At 56.1% G+C, this 12,090-nt stretch carries 14 protein-coding genes and 1 tRNA gene; 7 read left to right on the top strand and 8 right to left on the bottom strand.

The window, feature by feature from the left end:
• Positions 1-3 precede the first annotated feature (3 nt).
• The 4 genes from ACR0CA_RS14645 to ACR0CA_RS14660 are packed head-to-tail and all read left to right on the top strand — an operon-like array spanning position 4 to position 3,575.
• The gene (locus ACR0CA_RS14645; RefSeq protein ID WP_170452297.1) at positions 4-1,050 is read left to right on the top strand and encodes a DUF1214 domain-containing protein; all 1,047 of its coding nucleotides are present in this window, start codon (positions 4-6) and stop codon (positions 1,048-1,050) included.
• Entirely contained in the window at positions 1,047-2,123 is a 1,077-nt protein-coding gene (locus tag ACR0CA_RS14650; RefSeq protein ID WP_170452295.1) for a DUF1254 domain-containing protein, read from the top strand. The genes ACR0CA_RS14645 and ACR0CA_RS14650 overlap by 4 nt, the downstream gene beginning before the upstream one ends.
• Before the next feature lie 46 nt (positions 2,124-2,169).
• Positions 2,170-2,451, top strand: coding sequence for a DUF3302 domain-containing protein (locus tag ACR0CA_RS14655; RefSeq protein ID WP_170452293.1), 282 nt, complete (start codon positions 2,170-2,172; stop codon positions 2,449-2,451).
• A complete protein-coding gene (locus ACR0CA_RS14660) occupies positions 2,448-3,575 on the top strand; it encodes an HlyD family secretion protein (RefSeq protein WP_480899865.1) in 1,128 nt (375 codons plus the stop codon). Before ACR0CA_RS14655 ends, ACR0CA_RS14660 begins: the two co-directional genes overlap by 4 nt.
• A 380-nt stretch (positions 3,576-3,955) precedes the next feature.
• Here ACR0CA_RS14660 and ACR0CA_RS14665 read toward each other — a convergent pair whose 3' ends face one another.
• The gene (locus tag ACR0CA_RS14665) at positions 3,956-5,719 is read right to left on the bottom strand and encodes an adenylate/guanylate cyclase domain-containing protein (RefSeq protein ID WP_480899867.1); all 1,764 of its coding nucleotides are present in this window, start codon (positions 5,717-5,719) and stop codon (positions 3,956-3,958) included.
• A gap of 325 nt (positions 5,720-6,044) precedes the next feature.
• Here ACR0CA_RS14665 and ACR0CA_RS14670 point away from each other — a divergent pair, with 325 nt between their 5' ends.
• The 3 genes from ACR0CA_RS14670 (at position 6,045) to mgrA (ending at position 8,256) form a co-directional block, all read left to right on the top strand.
• Positions 6,045-6,314, top strand: coding sequence for an HlyU family transcriptional regulator (locus ACR0CA_RS14670; protein ID WP_480899869.1), 270 nt, complete (start codon positions 6,045-6,047; stop codon positions 6,312-6,314).
• 224 nt (positions 6,315-6,538) lie between these two features.
• Positions 6,539-7,063, top strand: a complete 525-nt coding sequence (locus ACR0CA_RS14675; RefSeq protein WP_480899871.1) for a cysteine dioxygenase family protein — start codon at positions 6,539-6,541, stop codon at positions 7,061-7,063.
• 125 nt (positions 7,064-7,188) lie between these two features.
• On the top strand, positions 7,189-8,256 hold the full coding sequence (mgrA, locus tag ACR0CA_RS14680; RefSeq protein ID WP_480900043.1) for an L-glyceraldehyde 3-phosphate reductase: 1,068 nt from the start codon (positions 7,189-7,191) through the stop codon (positions 8,254-8,256).
• Positions 8,257-8,429: 173 nt separating this feature from the next.
• Here mgrA and ACR0CA_RS14685 read toward each other — a convergent pair whose 3' ends face one another.
• The 7 genes from ACR0CA_RS14685 to ACR0CA_RS14715 all read right to left on the bottom strand — a co-directional run bounded on the left by ACR0CA_RS14685 (position 8,430) and on the right by ACR0CA_RS14715 (position 11,971).
• Entirely contained in the window at positions 8,430-8,552 is a 123-nt protein-coding gene (locus tag ACR0CA_RS14685) for a hypothetical protein (RefSeq protein ID WP_480899873.1), read from the bottom strand.
• Positions 8,553-8,844: 292 nt separating this feature from the next.
• Positions 8,845-8,919: transfer RNA gene (locus ACR0CA_RS14690), tRNA-Phe, on the bottom strand.
• A gap of 79 nt (positions 8,920-8,998) precedes the next feature.
• Positions 8,999-9,181, bottom strand: a complete 183-nt coding sequence (locus ACR0CA_RS14695) for a DNA gyrase inhibitor YacG (RefSeq protein ID WP_170790804.1) — start codon at positions 9,179-9,181, stop codon at positions 8,999-9,001.
• Positions 9,178-10,200 carry a ribonuclease E/G gene (locus tag ACR0CA_RS14700; protein WP_480899875.1) on the bottom strand — a complete coding sequence of 341 codons (1,023 nt, stop codon included), beginning with the start codon at positions 10,198-10,200 and terminating at the stop codon, positions 9,178-9,180. Before ACR0CA_RS14700 ends, ACR0CA_RS14695 begins: the two co-directional genes overlap by 4 nt.
• The gene (locus ACR0CA_RS14705; RefSeq protein ID WP_480899877.1) at positions 10,197-10,775 is read right to left on the bottom strand and encodes a Maf family protein; all 579 of its coding nucleotides are present in this window, start codon (positions 10,773-10,775) and stop codon (positions 10,197-10,199) included. The genes ACR0CA_RS14700 and ACR0CA_RS14705 overlap by 4 nt, the downstream gene beginning before the upstream one ends.
• An 11-nt stretch (positions 10,776-10,786) precedes the next feature.
• Positions 10,787-11,005, bottom strand: a complete 219-nt coding sequence (gene infA, locus ACR0CA_RS14710; RefSeq protein WP_005978431.1) for a translation initiation factor IF-1 — start codon at positions 11,003-11,005, stop codon at positions 10,787-10,789.
• An 87-nt stretch (positions 11,006-11,092) separates the two neighbouring features.
• Entirely contained in the window at positions 11,093-11,971 is an 879-nt protein-coding gene (locus ACR0CA_RS14715; protein ID WP_480899879.1) for a carbon-nitrogen hydrolase family protein, read from the bottom strand.
• Between the last annotated feature and the right edge of the window lie 119 nt (positions 11,972-12,090).

A 12,090-nucleotide genomic window follows, 5' to 3' on the forward strand; every position in this document is an offset into this window, starting at 1 on the left:
GACATGTTGATACGCAAGCTGTGCAATCTGATATTGTTTCTGCCGTTCTTTGCTGTTCCTGCATTTGCTCAGGACACCATCGAAAACTATATCCGCGAGTATCCCAACCAGGAACAGGTGCGCATGATGCAGCGCTGGCTCGAAACCAACGAGCCGGGCAGCTTTCAGTTCACGGGACTCGTCGATCCCACCGATGACACGGTGATCACGCCCCAGGCGACGGTAAATTACGGCTATAACTGGTTCAGCCTGTCCGAAGGCCCGGCGATCATCCACACGCCGCAATACGACCGCTACTTCTCGGTGTCGATTTTCGACATGAAGCACAACATACCGGGCGTCATCGTGAACCCGGATTTGCCGATCCTGCTGTACCGACCCGGGCAATCCCTGCCCGAGGGCAACTTCCACAAATTGGCTCTCGAAACCGACCAAGGGCTTGCCTTTAGCCGCATGGTCGTCGTCGACAATCTTGACGAGGTCATGGCGCTGAGCAGCGAGATTGTGATGGAAGGCGGCCAGGGTGACATGGACCGCGACGTGCAGCGATTTTCGCCTGAAACCGAGGCGGCGGCACTGACGCTCATCGAAACAGCGGTGCCGCTTGTAGATACCGACAAGATATTCGGGTCGGTTTCAGGCGATGTGGGCGAGATTCACGCTGCGGTCGGCGTGTTCCAAGGACAGCTTGGCACGCCGTCCAACGTGGTGAGGTACGGCCTGCTTGCGTTTGACGAAAACAGCCAGCCGTTCAACGGTGAAGACACGTACGTTCTGACAGTCCCTGCAAACATCGTCGAAGAAGGCGGCTATTTCTCCGTTACGGTCTATGCGTCCGCCAACAAACTGCTGATCCCCAACGACAAGGGCATCTATGATCAAACCAGCTATACAGCCGAGCCGAATGAAGACGGCACCTATACCGTAACGCTCAGCCCGTCCGGCGAGGGGCAGAACGGCATTCCGACCGGAACGCCATTTTATGGCGTCCTTCGCGCCTATGTTCCCGTTCCCGGCGCTGACTTGACAGTCGAGGTTGAAACAAAATGAAAAGCGCATCCAGCAAGTTCCACAAGATTACAGCCGCCTTGTTGTGCAGCACTCTGATCGTACCGACGGTGCTAGCGGATATCCCGGACATAGACAGTTCCGGCTGGTCCACAGATCCGAACGATTACGGGATGAGCGCCGCCGAATACATCAACGCAGATAGCCGGGCGTTTTTCGCGAACTTCATGGGCCGCTCTGGCATAAACCAATTCTTTCACTTCACGAACTTGTCTACTGCCGACGACCGCTGGGTCGTTTCGCCAAATAACGACACGATCTATTCGATTGCAATCGTTAACGCGCGACAGGGGTTTACGCTGGATGTGCCAGATGTGGGCGACCGGTTTCTATCGATCCAGATCATTACGGAAGACCACATGACGCCGTTCTACCTGTACGGGGACGGCCAATACACGTTTTCGTCCGAGGATTTCGAGACCGATTTCGTTGCCGTTGGCATTCGGACCGGAACGGATGCTACGGCAGATGATGTGCGTGTTGTGACAGAAGAACTTCAGCCACAATATGTAATCTCTGGCGCCGCACCAGAGAATGATCTGCCGAGCTTTGACGCGGAGGTGCTTGAAAGGGTGCGCGCCGCCCTGCTGGCTGAGTATTCCAAGCTGCCTTCATCGTTCGGTGCGATGCAGAAGCGGGTCGCCGATGTTGAGGACTGGGAGTATTTCACCTATGTGACGGCAGGCGCCTGGGGTTTGTCAGCGGACGAAAACGCAATGTACGCTATCGGTGGTCCTGAAAACGCTGTGGGAGGCGCTTGCTACACTGCAACTTTCCCGAAAGTGCCAGTCGATGCATTCTTTTCCATCACGGTATATGGGCCGCAGAAATACTTGATGTCGGACACGGATAGCATCGTCAGCTCAAACCAGGGCGTTGTCAGCAACGACGACGGCTCGTTTGACGTTGCATTCGGTGGCGAGGACTGTCGCGCACTTGCTCCCAACTTCGCCTTCACACCCGAAGACGGTTGGAACCTGCTGCTTCGGGCATATCGACCGGATGTCGAAGAATTTCGAGCCTACCGTGTTCCGGAAATTGTTCCGGCGAATTAGACCAACATAGCTCGGTGGGCACAGCTAATACAGGGAGGCATTTAGAGTGAGCGGCTTGGACATTTTTGCGTGGGTCGTGCTTGTCATACTGATCCTCACAGCCATCGTAGGATTTGTGATCCTGGCAATGTTACCGGGGAAAATCGCGAAGCAACGCGAGCATCCCCAAGCAGATGCGATCAATGTCGCTGGCTGGGTGGGAGCGATTACTTTTGGCATATTTTGGCCGCTTGCATTGATTTGGGCATTCACAAAGTCGCCGCTGCAAACAATAACGAATTCAGCAACCGAAGCTGAAACCAGTGCTCGGTCGAAAGGCGCGTCATGATTGTCTTCCTGACCCTCATATATGTTGCTGTCCTTTTCATTCTTGTAAAACTCAAGGTTCTTCCAAACTCCAAGGCGACGTGGCTTTCCACCATTGGGTGGATGGTTATCCTGCTCGTCTTCCTTTTCATTCCCATGCAGTGGGGTGCACCCTCCGGGCCGGTCAAGGTTCTAACCAGAGCAGTTTCAATCGTGCCTAACGTTGCTGGCGAAGTTGTCGAGGTCGTGGCAGAACCGAATGTTCCGATGCAAGAGGGTGACGTGTTGTTCCGTATTGATTCGGAACCCTTCGAAATTGCGGTTGAACGAGCGCAAGCAACTGTTTCACGTGTCGAGGCACAAATTCGGCAGGACCGTGAGAACCTTGCGTCTGCCGAGGCGCAACTGCGTCAGGCAATTGCGCAAAGAGACTTGGCTCAATCACGCTTTGAGGATGATAGTAGGCTTGTCGAAAGCGCGGCTATTTCGGAAAATCGGCTTGAAACCCGTCAATCCAATCTCGAAGCGGCACAAGGCTCAGTTGATCAAGCACAGGCGGCCGTGTCTCGGGCACAGGTCGAACTCGATGCCCTCACACCGGATGGCGTTGTCGCTAAGCTTGCGGAGGCGCAAGCGGCGCTTGATCAGGCGCAGTGGAATCTGCAAGAGACAATTGTCCGTGCTCCTTCGGAAGGCTTTGTGAACAACCTTGCCATCACAGAAGGTCAAAGAGTGGTATCGTTCCCGTTTTCGCCCGCGGGAGTGTTCGTTGACACTGCTGAAAAAGCCTTGGTCGTTCAGGTACATCAGATCTACCTCCGCTATCTTCGGCCAGGTCAACCTGCTGAAATTGCCTTCAAGATCAGACCGGGAGAGCTGGTAACCGGCACGGTGGATACGATCTTCGATATTTCTTCACAGGGACAAGCTCAAGTCAGCGGAACTGTCTTTCAGGCTGGGGGGATCGTAAGCGAGCCCTTCATCGTTACCATTATTCCGGACGACCCTGATGTACTGGCATCGATTCCTCCGGGCGCAGCCGGTTTGGCGGCGATGTACACTGATTCAGCAGCGGCAACGCACGTGATCCGCAAAGTAATTGTCAGGATGAATTCGATCCTGAATTACATCAGACCAGGACTGTAGGCGCACGGACGCCACTCGAAATTAGTACATTCGCTAGGTGTTTTCGGCAGAACCAGAAATATTTTAGCCATGCTTAGCCCGTCATTAGGGCTGTAGAAACATCTCAAATTCATGCTAGCGCGATAGTTGACCTGTGTAGCAACCAGGAACCGACTCGATTTGCCGCTGGCATAGCCAAAATCCCCGATCAGAGATCCACTTTTTGCATAGGTCTTATCGAGAAGTGCTTTGTATGTTGCAAAGCAAGAGACTTTGAGGACCGACCCCTAGCGCTAAAGTGGAAGCGGACATCGGTACAAGCTGCAGCATTTGTCACTTTGGGCTCGGAGCAGTCGTTCGCTGCACTAACAGCCAACGGCTGCAACGCGGGTAAAGCTGCATTAGTCGCGAGGCAATCCTAATTCGACAAGTGTCTCAAGCGCATCGAGATCGTTCTCATACCATTCCGGCCAGCTTGGCTGAAGAAACGCGTCCCTGTAATTTTCTTTTGTCAGCTCCGGACGTCGCTGCAGCGCTGCCGAAAGATGCTTTTTCGCACGATCTGTGAACCCCATTCGCACACAACCCACCGCGCAGATCATAAATACGAACCAAGGCGCATTTGTGTACCTGCACGCTGCTTCCATGTCTGCAATATAGGCGTCATCAGGGACCAACCCGTTTTCGACCCAGCGCCCCAAGGCGGAAAAAAAATGGTACATTGTGGCGCGCGGATCCTTGGGGTTCAGCTTGAGGCATTCTTGCGCGCTTCTGAGCATTAGGTCCCCATTTGTGGCGGGATCGAACAAGCTTACCATGCACATCGCATAATGGCACTGAACATTGTTTGGATTAAGCGCAAGGGCACGGTTCACCGAGACAGATCCATCGCGCGGCTCTCCCGCCATTGCCAGCAAGACACCCAGTACGAGATGCGCCACTTCCTGTCGGTCGTCCAACTCCAATGCGCGTTTCACGCTGTCTATCGCATTCTTGAGTTCCGACGCGGGATCCTTGCTCCACCCTGATCCAAGGCGCACCCACCCATTGCGCGCCAACATAACATGCGGATCGGCAAAGGTACTGTCGCTCTCAATTGCTTTCCGGAAAAAGGTGTCCGCGGTGTCTATTGCCTCAGGCGTGAATTTCACTTGTTCGGAAATCCCTCTTTGGCACATTTCCCATGCTGTGAGGCTCTCAGAGGGTTTCTTGCGCGCCAACGTGCGTTCGTGGGCACCCAGTTCAGGTTCGACAGCCGTGACGATGGCAGCGGTCAACTCGTCCTGAACAGCAAAGAGATCATCCAGAGTGCGGTCCCATTTATCGGCCCAGACATGGGATCCGGTTTCCGCCTCGATTAGCTGAGCGGTCAGGCGCACCCGGTTGCCCCCACGCCGTATGGAGCCTTCGACGACATAGCGCACGCCCAATTCGCGCGCGACCTGCCTGATATCGGTTGCGGTGCCCTTGTAAACAAAGGTCGAGTTCCGGGCGATGACAAATAGGTTTCGGAACCGGCTGAGTTCGGTAATCACGTCTTCGACGATTCCGTCGGCGAAAAACTCCTGTTCGGGATCCGAAGACATGTTGTCGAATGGCAGAACGGCAATAGAGGGGCGCTCGCTTATTTCTTCCTGCACCGGCGCATTAACGCCATTGATCTCGACCCGCCAAACCTCGACCGGTTCGGGGATGTTCTTGACCATTTGCTGGCCAAGCTCGGTCATGGGGGCATCAATCTTACCACGAAGCTGGTCATGGACGCTGCGCGAGATGCAAATCCCGCCCGGCGGCGCGAGGCTTTCCAACCGTGCCGCCACGTTGACGCCGTCGCCGAGGATGTCATCGCCGTCTTCGACAACGTCGCCGACATTTATGCCGACGCGAAAGCGCAGGCGCTGGTCCGCGGGACCGGTTTCTCGCGCCACCATCTGTTCCTGGACTGAAATCACCGATCGCATGGCTTCGACCGGCGAGGGGTATTCGACCAAGATGCCATCGCCCATCGTCTTGATGATCCGCCCGTTGGCTTGGGCCACCGCCGGGTCTATCACGTCGCTCCGTGCTGCGCGCAATCGCCGGATAACGCCTTCTTCATCGATAGCCATCAGACGAGAGTATTCCGCCAAATCGGCGGCGACGATGGTGGTAAGTCGACGTTGCATAAGAAACTGTCGCAGTCGGATACGCCAAATTCAACAGTGAAATGTTGAACCCTGCGCAATCGTAGGATTGGCCAACCCTAAACCAAGACTGCTTTGGGCTCAGCGCGATCGTTGGCGGCAACGTGTCAGAGTTGCGGACTTGGACTTTCCAAGCATGGGAGACTGGTGCGGAGGAATGGACTTTTATCGCGTATCTGGACTTATTAAGCTACGCAAGAAGCGCGCCAACGGATCGAAGACAAATGTTCTGATAGCACGACATGCTTCACGCCTGTCCTAGGCGGCGCTAGTCTCCCGACATAGCAACGCTGAAAGGAGCCGCCCAATGTCCCTCTTCTCTAAACTCTTCGGTGGCGGTGAAAAGTCGGAGCCGGAGTCGGTCTCTTACAGAGGGTTCGAAATCTTTCCGGACTTGATGCCCGAAGGTGGCAAATACCGTCTTTTAGCCCGTATCGAAAAGACCATCGAAGGAGATCGCAAGACCCATACAGTGATCCGGGCGGATGTATTTGAAACCCGGGATCAGGGCGAAAGCTTCAGCACCGCAAAGGCGAAACAGGTGATTGACGAGCAGGGCGATCGCATTTTCGATTAAGCAAACAGACAGCCTAATGTATTCGATGCAATCGACGGACGTCCCGCAAAGTAGACATCCGTCCCGATTTAGCGAACGACCGCGCAGCAGGCCAAGTAGTCATTTGAAGTCTTAGATACCCGATACATGCAGCTGCAATCTGGGTCCCAATTTCGTCTATTTTGTAGCCTGTGCTACCCTGTTGTATTTAGTGTATGCAATTGGGGGCTGAAGATATGTGGAACATGGAACAGTTTGTAGCGGACTGCCGGACCGCAGTGGATCAGGACAAGTCTCACAAATCGGTGGCTGAGGTGGTGGACCGGGCGATGCGCAATCCCGCAGGCGTGACGCAAGCCTTAGGGGAGCCGACCGAAAGCGGTATCTTTCCCATATACAAGTCAGGTGATCTGACAATCGTCAACGTTGTCTGGAAGCCGGGAATGACCATAATGCCCCACAATCACGAAATGTGGGCTGTGATCGGTATTTATGGTGGTAGAGAAGATAACATTTTTTGGCGGCGCGTAGCAGATGACCCTAACGGACGCATTGAAGCGGCGGGGGCTCGAGCATTGTCGACGGGTGAATATGCTCCGCTCGGTAAGGACCTCATTCACTCGGTTACAAACCCTATCCCCAAGTTGACCGGAGCAATCCACGTATACGGCGGGGATTTTTTTGAAGCTGAGCGAAGCGAATGGGATCCTGAAAACCTGACGGAACATGCGTATGACATGTCGAAGGTTCGCGCATTGTTTGAGGACTAGTTTGCAGTTTGAAAATCTACGCTGACAATGCCTGAGGCATGTTCCGTCTATACGGCAGGCTTTGCTGATTGCCGATTAATATCTCGTTGAATTGACACGGGGTGATGATCTCGGATTATGGACAAATGAGCAAATTACAACGCCCCCCGAAGCCTCGGCCGCGCCCTTTTCTTCCCAATCCGGACCGCTACGAGCAAATGCTCTATCGCCGTTGTGGGCAGTCTGGCATAAAGCTACCCGCGATCAGCCTTGGGCTATGGCACAACTTTGGTGGGGACATCCCGCACCAGACAAAGCGCGATCTCTGCCGCACTGCTTTTGACTTGGGTATAACGCACTTTGATTTAGCAAATAACTATGGCCCGCCGCCGGGATCGGCGGAAGAAGCATTCGGCGAAATCTTAAAAACTGATTTCGCAGGCTATCGGGACGAACTCATCATATCTACCAAGGCGGGGTATGATATGTGGCCGGGCCCCTATGGGGAGTGGGGATCTCGAAAGTATCTTGTGGCCTCTTGTGATCAGTCGCTCAAGCGCATGGGGCTAGAATACGCCGATATCTTTTATTCCCACCGCTATGATCCAGATACCCCTCTGGAAGAAACTATGGGAGCACTAGACTATATAGTGCGCTCTGGGCGCGCGCTTTACGTCGGAATTTCAAGCTACAACTCGCAACGAACGCGCGAAGCGCTGTCCATCTTGAAAGACCTTGGCACGCCGTGCGTGATTCATCAGCCGTCGTATAACCTATTCAACCGCTGGGTTGAGCGGGACGGGCTGTTGGATACACTTGACGAATTGAACGTGGGATCGATTGCGTTCACGCCACTTGCCCAGGGTATTTTGACATCGAAGTATCTGAACGGCATTCCCGAAGACAGTCGTGCAACTAAAGGCAAGTCTCTATTGGACGGCATGATCAACGAACGTTCACTGACGAGTGTCAGGGCTCTAAACGACATAGCGGCCTCTCGCGGTCAATCATTAGCTCAGATGGCGCTTGCTTGGGTGCTGAGAGGTGGCCGGATTACGACAGCCCTTATTGGCGCTTCGCGACCTGAGCAGATCGTGGATTGCGTAGGTGCGGTCCAGAATTTGGAATTTACCGAAGCGGAACTCGCCAAGATTGACGAGGTCAGTTCGGAAGAGGAAATCAATCTCTGGGCGCGATCCTCGGAAACGGGGTAGAATTTTTGACCACTGATTTTTGGTGCAAGCAGGTTTTTCTGCGAAATCGCTTGGCGTTTCTGCTTTGGGCTCTATCAGGACGATCGCCGCAAATTACTTGAGTGACTGCTTTTCCGATGGACGCCGCGAGATGCGCGCGTGTGCAGCCCGACCTTCCAATTCCTTAGCAAAACCTATCGGTTCAGCATGCGGTCCATGTAAACTTCGATGGCGGCTACTATATGCTCCCGGTCATCCAGCAGATACGGCGCTGCCATTGCTGCCATGGCATCTAGATTGTCCGCGCGTTCGGTCACGGTCATTGCTCCTCTGTGAGAAACGACCTGGGCCGAGGGCACCTGATGTCGTGGTATTTTGCTTGCCTTGCCAAGCCGTGCCACTCCGAGCACTGCCCTGCTTTGCCACGCACAGCATTGCCTGGCCAAGTCGGAACAGCATTACATGTTAGAGTAAATAGTCAACGCTAAGCCACGCTGTCGCTCGGGATCCGCCGTTAATGCCCGTTTGGGACCCATGCGGGACCCATTTTCGCCCGAAAAAGCGTCGCGGGCCCCAGCGCAATTTAAGTTACTGATATTATTATGTTTATGGTGCCCGGGGGCGGAATCGAACCACCGACACGAGGATTTTCAATCCACTGCTCTACCCCTGAGCTACCCGGGCACGGGAACGGCGACTGCCGTTGGGTGGAGGCGTTCTATGACTTGCCACTGGCAGTGTCCAGAGCCTTTTTTACATTTTTTCAATGCGGACGCGAATGACCGGTTTCGTCGACTTCGGCATCCGCCTCAGCGTTCTCTTCACGTTGCGACGGCACCGCGTAAGAACCGTTCAGCCACTTGGCAAGATCGACATCCGCGCAGCGCTTCGAACAAAACGGGCGGTACGTGGCAACAGTGTCTTCACCGCAGATCGGACAGCTCATTTCAACACCTCGCTCAGCGGCAGCCGGGCCCGTTTGCGCTGCAATTCGAAATGCCCTAACGGCGTCCAGCCTGCCAGTGTGGTTTCGATCGGGTCGGACTTGAAGGCGGCGCGCAGAGCGGACTCGAACCCTCGGCGGTCCTTCTTGGGCATTGGTGCCAGATCGAGCGTGATCTGCCCTCCTAAACCCCGCACACGCAAGGCGCGGGCCAGCGTTTTGGCGCAGGCGAAATTAGCCTTGGTTCCAGCTGCCAAGGATGTGTCAACGCCGGTATTGACGTCAACGGCGACCAGCGCGCGGGTGGGCTGGATGAACAGGTGCCCCCCGCCGGGCAAAGGCTCAGAAATGCCGCGGGCCGTGTCCAATGCCTCCAGCACGCCATGGGTGCCGAAACTACCTGCGCGGGTTTCGACCTCGGCCGGGTCGGTCCAGTCGCGCCAGGCCAGAACATGAGGGCCGTCGCCTTCAAGCAGCAGTTCCGGCTCGGTTCCAGGGTCGTTCACCACTGCGTCCGCGTGGGCCAGCATGGCGCTGATATCTTCGGCAATTTCGCCCGCGTCCTCACCGGCGCAGCACGAGCGCAGGATCAGACCGTAATCGCTACCGTCCATCACCTCATGAGCGATCTCAAGCAGGCGGTCACGCTCGTCCTCATCCCGGATCGAGCGCGAGATGTTCAGGCCCGGCGCATCCGGAGTGACAATCGCGTAGCGACTTTTGAACAGAACACGGTCGGTCACAGGCAAGGCTTTGCCCGGTTCGGCATAGCCCGTCACCTGCACCAGCAGCAGCGCACCGGGGGCAAGCCCCTTGACCTGCCGCAGAAACGCGGGGCCGTTGGGCGTAGACAGGAACATGCCGCCCTGCCCTTTTACCGGCCGATCCGCGCGGGCGCGGTAGATCGTGCCCGGTGCAGGCGCATCGGCGGCGATCAGGAAATCATCCAGCTTGCCGTCGACCATCAGTGCCGCAGCCTCACGACCCTTGATATGATCCAGAACGATGGTGCGACCCTTCATGATGCCTCACGATACAGGGGATAGCCGATGCCTTGCAAAAGGGCGGCGGTTTCAGACAAGGGCAGGCCCACGATACCGGTGAACGATCCCGAAATCCACGGTATGAATGCGCCAGCGGGGCCTTGGATGGCGTAGGCGCCTGCTTTGCCCTGCCAGTCTCCGGTCGCCAGATAGGCATTGATCTCAACATCCGACAGGCGTTTGACCTTGACCTGTGAGACCACGTCGCGTTGCAGCACCCGATCCCCGCGTCGCACCGCGACCGAGGTGATAACCCGGTGGCGACGCCCGGACAGGGCGTGCAGAAACTCAGCTGCCTGGCCTGCGTTTTCAGGTTTGCCCAGAATACGACGGCCCAGCGCCACGGTGGTATCCGCACACAGCGTGATATCGTCGCCATCCGCTTGCACCGCCCTCACTTTTTCGCGCGTGATGCGGCTGCAATAGGGAACCGGCAGCTCGCCCTTCAGGGGCGTTTCGTTGATGTCCGGGGGGCGGATCGCATCGGGCTGCACGCCAAGCTGAGCCAACAGGTCCAGCCGCCTTGGGCTGCCCGATCCGAGGATAAACGCCATGAGATAGGGCGTTACTTGAAGCGATAGTTGATCCGACCCTTGGTCAGATCATAGGGGGTCATCTCGACCTGGACTTTGTCGCCAGCCAGAACACGGATGCGGTTCTTGCGCATCTTGCCTGCCGTATGTGCGATGATCTCATGGCCGTTTTCCAGCTCGACCCGAAACGTCGCATTAGGCAGGAGTTCCTTCACGACACCGGGAAATTCGAGCGTATCTTCCTTGGCCATGTTGTCTCCACATTTACGTTGCACTCGCAGAATCTGCGAGGATGTGCGCTTAAATGAGCCTATTTCGGGCTTATTTCAAGGCCGGAATCACGAAAGAGCAGAGATTGTGACCGATTCGACTCGGGGCGTTTGCTCATCCCAATGGGTTCGGTTCAGCACATGGCCATCGGCGCGGACCTCTGCAATGGCCGACAAGTCGATATCGGCGTAAGTCCAGCCGGGTTGGTTCAACTGTCCTTCGGCCAATACGCCGGTGCCGGGGAAGCCTTTGTCGGGCGGGCCGAAGATACCGCCCGTGCCAGTGTTCGTATCCACGGCCTCGGACCACGCGTTGCTGCCAACCAGAGACGCCATGACCGTCACACACTGGTTTTCCAGCGCGCGCGCCATCGCGCCGATCCGCACCCGCCAATAGCCCGAGAGCGCCTCGGTGCATGAAGGTACAAGGATCAGATCAGCCTCACTCAGCGCGCGGCCCAGCAGGGGGAATTCGCTGTCATAGCAGATCAGAACACCAATCTTGCCCAGTTTGGTGTCGAACAGTTTCAACGGTCCGCCGGGCGCGATATCCCAAGCCTCACGCTCAAACCGGGTCATGATTTGCTTGTCTTGGTGATCTTGCAGGCCATCGGGCGCAAAAAGCGCCGCTCGGTTCACCGGGCGGCCCGGTCCATCCACAACCGGAGCGGACGCGCCCAGAATATAGGTGCCATATTCGCGCGCCAGCCGTTGATGCAGGGCCTGCGCATCTGCCATCCGGTCCGACACCGCGCGGATCGAACGTTCCAGATCACCTGCCACATCGGCCCCGTCCAATGTCGACAGCTCCATCGCGCCATATTCGGGAAAGACCAGCAACTCGGCCCCCTGCCCGGCGGCCTCGCTGACCCAGCGGTTCAGCTTGTCCTCATACTGCGCCCAACTGTCGAGCCAGTCGAGGTCATAGGCGGCGGTTGCGACTTTCATGGGCTGCGTCCTTCAGCATTGGATTGGCGCGACCCTAGGGCAGGATCGCGCGATATGTATAGACCCGACACAGGCCCGACGGGAAAGTGAATTGGCTTGCCGGCCCAGACTTGGTTCAA

The organism is Ruegeria sp. F12 (assembly GCF_056533885.1).

Coding starts and splice junctions, on each gene's coding strand:
- ACR0CA_RS14650 (WP_170452295.1), top strand. CDS start 1,047: ATGAAAAGCGCATCCAGCAAGTTCCACAAGATTACAGCCGCCTTGTTG.
- ACR0CA_RS14715 (WP_480899879.1), bottom strand. CDS start 11,971: ATGAAAGTCGCAACCGCCGCCTATGACCTCGACTGGCTCGACAGTTGG.
- ACR0CA_RS14700 (WP_480899875.1), bottom strand. CDS start 10,200: ATGAAGGGTCGCACCATCGTTCTGGATCATATCAAGGGTCGTGAGGCT.
- ACR0CA_RS14675 (WP_480899871.1), top strand. CDS start 6,539: ATGGAACAGTTTGTAGCGGACTGCCGGACCGCAGTGGATCAGGACAAG.
- ACR0CA_RS14660 (WP_480899865.1), top strand. CDS start 2,448: ATGATTGTCTTCCTGACCCTCATATATGTTGCTGTCCTTTTCATTCTT.
- mgrA (WP_480900043.1), top strand. CDS start 7,189: ATGAGCAAATTACAACGCCCCCCGAAGCCTCGGCCGCGCCCTTTTCTT.
- ACR0CA_RS14665 (WP_480899867.1), bottom strand. CDS start 5,719: ATGCAACGTCGACTTACCACCATCGTCGCCGCCGATTTGGCGGAATAC.
- infA (WP_005978431.1), bottom strand. CDS start 11,005: ATGGCCAAGGAAGATACGCTCGAATTTCCCGGTGTCGTGAAGGAACTC.
- ACR0CA_RS14670 (WP_480899869.1), top strand. CDS start 6,045: ATGTCCCTCTTCTCTAAACTCTTCGGTGGCGGTGAAAAGTCGGAGCCG.
- ACR0CA_RS14645 (WP_170452297.1), top strand. CDS start 4: ATGTTGATACGCAAGCTGTGCAATCTGATATTGTTTCTGCCGTTCTTT.
- ACR0CA_RS14695 (WP_170790804.1), bottom strand. CDS start 9,181: ATGAGCTGTCCGATCTGCGGTGAAGACACTGTTGCCACGTACCGCCCG.
- ACR0CA_RS14705 (WP_480899877.1), bottom strand. CDS start 10,775: ATGGCGTTTATCCTCGGATCGGGCAGCCCAAGGCGGCTGGACCTGTTG.